Origin of the sequence: Methylibium rhizosphaerae (assembly GCF_006386545.1) — a bacterium.
In the GTDB taxonomy this organism is placed as follows: domain Bacteria; phylum Pseudomonadota; class Gammaproteobacteria; order Burkholderiales; family Burkholderiaceae_C; genus Pseudorivibacter; species Pseudorivibacter rhizosphaerae.
In genome coordinates this window covers 1-5,604 of sequence record NZ_SWAR01000080.1, presented here as the reverse complement: position 1 = coordinate 5,604, position 5,604 = coordinate 1, and the positions used below count along the sequence as shown (strand labels likewise).

General features: G+C 71.0%; 6 protein-coding genes. All 6 read left to right on the top strand.

Going from position 1 to position 5,604, the window contains the following annotated elements; genetic code table 11:
- Positions 1 to 133: 133 nt before the first annotated feature.
- Positions 134 to 397, top strand: coding sequence for a hypothetical protein (locus E8D38_RS27110; RefSeq protein WP_140637396.1), 264 nt, complete (start codon positions 134 to 136; stop codon positions 395 to 397).
- 68 nt (positions 398 to 465) lie between these two features.
- Positions 466 to 852 carry a TraR/DksA family transcriptional regulator gene (locus E8D38_RS27105; protein ID WP_140637395.1) on the top strand — a complete coding sequence of 129 codons (387 nt, stop codon included), beginning with the start codon at positions 466 to 468 and terminating at the stop codon, positions 850 to 852.
- 50 nt (positions 853 to 902) lie between these two features.
- Positions 903 to 1,643, top strand: coding sequence for an ABC transporter ATP-binding protein (locus E8D38_RS27100; RefSeq protein ID WP_140637394.1), 741 nt, complete (start codon positions 903 to 905; stop codon positions 1,641 to 1,643).
- A 39-nt stretch (positions 1,644 to 1,682) separates the two neighbouring features.
- Entirely contained in the window at positions 1,683 to 4,061 is a 2,379-nt protein-coding gene (locus tag E8D38_RS27095; protein ID WP_140637393.1) for an ABC transporter permease, read from the top strand.
- 2 nt (positions 4,062 to 4,063) lie between these two features.
- The gene (locus tag E8D38_RS27090) at positions 4,064 to 5,263 is read left to right on the top strand and encodes an efflux RND transporter periplasmic adaptor subunit (protein ID WP_140637392.1); all 1,200 of its coding nucleotides are present in this window, start codon (positions 4,064 to 4,066) and stop codon (positions 5,261 to 5,263) included.
- A gap of 116 nt (positions 5,264 to 5,379) precedes the next feature.
- Positions 5,380 to 5,604: transposase (locus E8D38_RS27085; protein WP_425462824.1), on the top strand; the 225-nt coding region annotated here is incomplete at its 3' end.

Here is a 5,604-nt window from a genome sequence, read left to right as displayed (position 1 = left end):
CCTGGGGGCGCATGCCGTCGTTGCCGCCTCGTTGTGTGCAGTGAGCACACCGCCTCGGCGGCGCCTAGGCCTGCGCCCCCAGGGACCCAAGCGTGAGGCTCCAAATAGCGTTAACAGGCCCTAGCGCGTCTGCATGGAGACGTTCCTGAATGCCCTGCAGTGGCCGGCGATGCTGGCCACGCTCATCGCGGCGTGGCTGGTCGCGTCGAACAGCCGGTCCCGGCGACGCTGGGGCTTCTGGTGTTTCGTGCTGAGCAACCTGTTGTGGTCGGCCTGGGGCTGGCATGCGGGCGCACACGCCCTGATCGGCCTGCAGCTCGGCTTGTTCGTCCTGAACCTGCGCGGCGCGAGCAAGAACGACCCCGACGCGGCCCAGGGTCCTGGCCAGCCGCCTTGATCGTGCGCAAGGCGGCCTGCGGGGTCGCTGTCTACAGTGGGTCGAACCAACACGCAGGCAGGAACACCATGGACGTCCCGACCCAGACCCACCTGACGGAATTGCGCCAGCTGCTGGTGTACCGGCAGCGCGAACTCGAGAGCGAGATCCATGCGGCGGAGCTGGCACGCCGGGACGCGCCGGTGGCCGCCGTGGTGCAGGAGGTGCGCGACGGCAAGGACGAAGCCGGGTTGGCCCAGGGCACCGCAGTGGATGACGCGCAGCAGCGGCGTGACCTCGATGAACTGGCCTGCGTGCAGGCCGCCCTGAGGCGGCTCGACGACGGCAGCTACGGCGATTGCTCCGATTGCGGCGAGCCGATCCCGCTGCGGCGCCTGCTGGTGCAGCCGGCCGCAATGCGCTGCGCGGCCTGCCAGGCGGCGCATGAGCACCGCCCGCGAGCCGATACGCACTGAAACCGTCAGACGCCCGCCACGCGGCGCGCGCACCGTCGCCGCTCCCCTCCATGAACGACAGCACCACCGTTGCCGATGCCGGCACGCAGGCCCCCTTGTTCCGCGCTCGCGGGTTGAGCAAGGTGTACCGCACCGGCGAGGTCGAGGTGCAGGCCCTGCGCGGCGTGGACCTCGATGTCGCGCGCGGCGAGTTCATCGTGCTGCTGGGGCCCTCGGGCAGCGGCAAGTCCACCCTGCTCAACATCCTGGGCGGGCTCGACACGCCCTCGGCCGGCGACATGCAGTTCGCCGGGCGGCCGCTCACCGGGGCCGGCGAAGCCGAGCTCACCACCTACCGTCGTGAACACGTGGGCTTCGTGTTCCAGTTCTACAACCTGATCCCGAGCCTCACAGTGCGCGAGAACGTGGCGCTGGTCACCGACATCGCGCGCGACCCCATGCCGGTGGACGAGGCCGTCGAGCTGGTCGGCCTCGCGCCGCGGCGGGACCATTTCCCGTCGCAGCTGTCGGGCGGCGAGCAGCAGCGCGTGGCCATCGCGCGGGCCATCGCCAAGCGGCCCGAGGTGCTGCTGTGCGACGAGCCGACCGGCGCGCTGGACTACCAGACCGGCAAGCTGGTGCTGGAGGTCATCGCGCGCATCAATGCCGAGCTGGGCACCACCGCCATCGTCATCACGCACAACGCGGCCATTGCCGCCATGGCCGACCGGGTGATCCACCTGGGTGACGGCCGCATCCAGCGCATCGAGGTCAATGCTCGCAAGGTCTCGCCGGCGGAGCTGTCATGGTGAGCCGGGCCAGGCGATGCCGCAGTGGAGGAGGGCGCCGACGTGCGGGCACTTGACCGCAAGCTGCTGCGCGACCTGCGCCAGATGTGGAGCCAGGCGCTCACCATCGCGCTGGTGGTGGCCAGCGGCATCGGCGGTTTCGTCACCAGCCTGTCGGCGGTGGACTCGCTCGCGCTGGCGCGAGACCGCTTCTATGCGGAAGGCCGCTTCGCCGACTTGTTCGCCGCGGTCAAGCGCGCGCCTGCAGGGCTCGAACCGTCGCTGCGCGAGGTGCCGGGCGTTGCCGACGTGCAGACCTCGGTGGAGGCGGTGGTTCGGGTCGAGATCCCCGGGGTGTCCGATCCCATCATCGGCCAGCTGATCGGGCTGGACCTCACCCAGGCGGCGCGCATGAACCTGGTGAGCGTGAGTTCAGGCCAGCCGCTGGCAGGTCCGGGCGAGGCGCTGCAGGCGGGCGGCGTGCTGCCGGCGCTGGTGAACCAGGGCTTCGCGAAGGCGCGCGGGCTCAAGCCGGGTGATGAGGTCAACGCACTGGTGAACGGCCGGCAGCGCACCCTGCGCATCACCGGCACCGCGCTGTCGCCCGAGTACATCTTCGCCGGGCTGTGGGGCATGCCCGACATGCGCGGCTTCGGCGTGTTCTGGCTCGACCGCGAGGTGCTGGCGGCGGCCTACGACATGCAGGGCAGCTTCAACCGCGTGTCGGTGAAACTGGCGCCGGGCGCCTCGGCACAGGCGGCCATGCAAGGGCTGGCGCAGCGCCTGGCGCGCTACGGCGGGCGCGACGTGTTCGGCCGCGACGACCAGGTCTCGCACCAGATGCTCGACAACGAGATCAAGGAGCAGCGTGTGCTCGGGACGGTGCTGCCGGCCATCTTCCTTGGCGTGGCCGCCTTCCTGCTCAACGTGGTGGTGACGCGGCTGGTGGGCACGCAACGCGAGCAGATCGCCGCGCTCAAGGCGCTTGGCTATCCGGACCGCAGCATCGCTGCCCACTACCTGAAGCTCGTGCTGGCGATCGTGCTGGCAGGCCTGGTGCTCGGCATTGCGCTGGGCGACCGGCTGGGCACGCTGCTGACCGGCCTGTATGCCGAGTTCTTCCACTTCCCGCGTTTCGAGCATGCCGTCGCCCCAGGCCTGCTGCTGCTGAGCGCGTTCGTCACGGTGGCCACGGCCGTGCTGGGCACCCTCAACGCCATCGTCGCCACAGTGCGGCTTGCTCCGGCCGAGGCGATGCGCCCGCCCGCGCCGGACCGCTACCGGCGCACCCTGCTCGAAAGTCTGGGCATCCAGGCCATGGGCCCGGCACTGCGAATGACGGTGCGCAACATGGAGCGGCGGCCGCTGCGCGCCGCGCTCGCCGTCGGCGGCGTGGCGGCGGCGGTGGCCATCACCATCATGGGCAACTACTTCCGCGATGCGATCGACGTGATCGTCGACACGCAGTTCAACCTCTCGCTGCGCGGCGACATGACGGTGTGGATGACCGACCCGGGCGACGAGCCGAGCACGCGGCTGGCGCTCGAACGGCTGCCGGGCGTCAACGCGGTCGAGTCGACCCGGTTCGTGCAGGTGCAGATGAGCCACGGCCATCGCAGCGAGCGGGTGCTGGTCCGCGGGTTTGCCGCGAGGCCCGAGCTGTATCGCGTGATCGACGTCGACAACCGCGAAACCCTGCTCGAAGGCCGCGGGCTGCTGCTCACCGACCGGCTGGCCGCCAAGCTGGGCGTGCACACCGGCGACACGGTGTGGGCCGAAGTGCTGGAGGGCGAGCCGCGGCGCGTGGCGTTCAAGGTGGGCGGCACCGTGCGCGACATGATGGGGCTCAACGCCTACATCGATCGCGCCGAGCTCAACCGGGCCCTGGGCGATGGCGACCTCGGCGCGGGCTATGTGCTGGGCCTGGAACGCGGGCGCGAGGCCCAGGTGCTCGAAGCCACCAAGGGCCTGCCTCGGGTGGCGGGCGCCTTCAGCAAGGCCACCATGGTGCGCAACATGCAGGAGATCAGCGCGCGCAACGTGCGCATCATGAGCACCATCCTCACCGTCTTCGCGAGCGTCATTGCGGTGGGCGTGGTCTACAACAACGCCCGCATCGTGCTGGCCGAACGCGGCTGGGAGCTGGCCAGCCTGCGCGTGCTCGGCTTCACCCGGGCCGAGGTGTCCACCATGCTGCTGGGCGAGATGGCCATCACGATCGCGGTGGCGCTGCCGCTCGGCATGTGGCTGGGCTGGGGGCTCATCCACCTCATCTCCGAGCTGCTGAAGTCCGACCAGTTCTTCTTTCCTGTGGTGATCCGCGCGCGCACCTATGCATGGGCCGGCCTGTGTGTCGTGATCGCCGGTGTGGCCAGTGCGCTGGTGGTGCGGCGGCGGATCGACCGCCTCGACATGGTGGCGGTGCTCAAGACGAGGGAGTGAACATGAAGAAATCGACCTGGATCTACATCGCATCGGCCACGGCGGCCGCCGTGCTGGCGCTCGCCTGGGCCTTTGCCCCCCGGCCGCTGGAGGTGGAGGCCGCCGGCGTCACCGAAGGGCCGTTCGAGGCCACCGTCGACGAAGACGGCCGCACCCGGCTGCGCGACCGCTACCTGGTGTCGGCACCGCTGGCCGGGCGGCTCGACCGCATTGCCCTGCGCGAAGGCGACAAGGTGGCTGCGGGGGATGTGGTGGCCACGCTGACGCCCGGGCTCTCGCCGCTGCTGGACGACCGGACGCTGCGCGAGTTGCAGGCCCGGGTGAGCACCGCGCAGGCCAACGTCGAGCGCGCGGCGGCGCGCATCGAGCGGGCCAGGGTGGGCGTGCTGCAGGCGCGCAACGAGGTGCAGCGCACCGAGGAACTGGCCCGCCAGGGCTTCGTCGCGCCGAGCAAGCTCGACGCCGACCGGCTGGCGCTGCTGGCGGCGCAGAAGGAGCAGGAGTCGGCCCAGGCCGAGCGGCAGGTCGCGGCGCACGAGGTCGGGCAGGCCCGTGCCGCACTGGGCGCCGTGCAGCGCAACGCCCCCGGCACGCCGTTCGTGCTGCGCTCGCCGGTGGCCGGCCAGGTGCTGCGGGTGGCACAGACGAGCGAGGCCACGGTCGGGCTCGGCATGGCGCTGCTGGAGCTGGGCGACGTGTCTCGCATGGAGGTGGTCGCCGAGCTGCTGACCACCGAGGCGCTGCGGCTGCAGGTGGGCGGCCCTGTGCGCATCGAGCGCTGGGGCGGCGAAGGCGAGCTGCAGGGGCGCGTGCGGCGGGTGGAGCCGGCCGCCTTCACCAAGGTGTCGGCGCTGGGGGTGGAGGAGCAGCGCGTCAAGGTGCTGATCGACATCACCAGCCCGCCGGAGCAGTGGCGCGCACTGGGCGACGGCTTCCGGGTGGGCGTGCGCATCGTGGTGCTGTCGGTCGGCCAGGCGGTGCAGGTGCCGCTGGCGGCGGTGTTCCCGCTGGCCGACGAGGCCGGCGGCATGGGCGTGTTCCTGGTCGAGGGAGGGCGTGCACGCCTGCAGCCGGTGGAGGTGGCCGCGCGCAACGGCACCCATGCCTGGGTGAAGCGCGGCCTCGCGCCCGGCGCGCTGGTGGTCGTGTATCCGCCCGCCACCACGGCCGATGGCGCGCGGGTGAAGGTGAGGAAGGTCTAGGAGCGTGCGCGGCAGAAGCGCGTGACCGACTCCCTCTCCCGCGTGCGGGAGAGGGCTGGGGTGAGGGTGTGGCGCCACGCTCGGGCAGCAAAGGCGGCTCAGTAGAGTGCGCCGCCATGGCGAGCTACCTGCCGTATGAACCTCAGCAGCAGATGTTGCTGCCCGAGGCGTTGCAAGACTGGTTGCCCGAAGGGCACTTGGCCTGCTTCATCAGCGACGCCGTCGATGGCCTGGACCTGAGCGCGTTCCACGCCCGCTACAACAGTGGCGGCCCGCGCAACCAGCCGTTCCACCCGGCCATGATGGTCAAGGTGCTCGTGTACGCCTATGCCAGCGGCGTG

What these genes read in the sequence shown, in the direction of transcription:
- E8D38_RS27090 (WP_140637392.1), top strand. Translation starts at nt 4,064, where the DNA reads ATGAAGAAATCGACCTGGATCTACATCGCATCGGCCACGGCGGCCGCC.
- E8D38_RS27110 (WP_140637396.1), top strand. Translation starts at nt 134, where the DNA reads ATGGAGACGTTCCTGAATGCCCTGCAGTGGCCGGCGATGCTGGCCACG.
- E8D38_RS27105 (WP_140637395.1), top strand. Translation starts at nt 466, where the DNA reads ATGGACGTCCCGACCCAGACCCACCTGACGGAATTGCGCCAGCTGCTG.
- E8D38_RS27100 (WP_140637394.1), top strand. Translation starts at nt 903, where the DNA reads ATGAACGACAGCACCACCGTTGCCGATGCCGGCACGCAGGCCCCCTTG.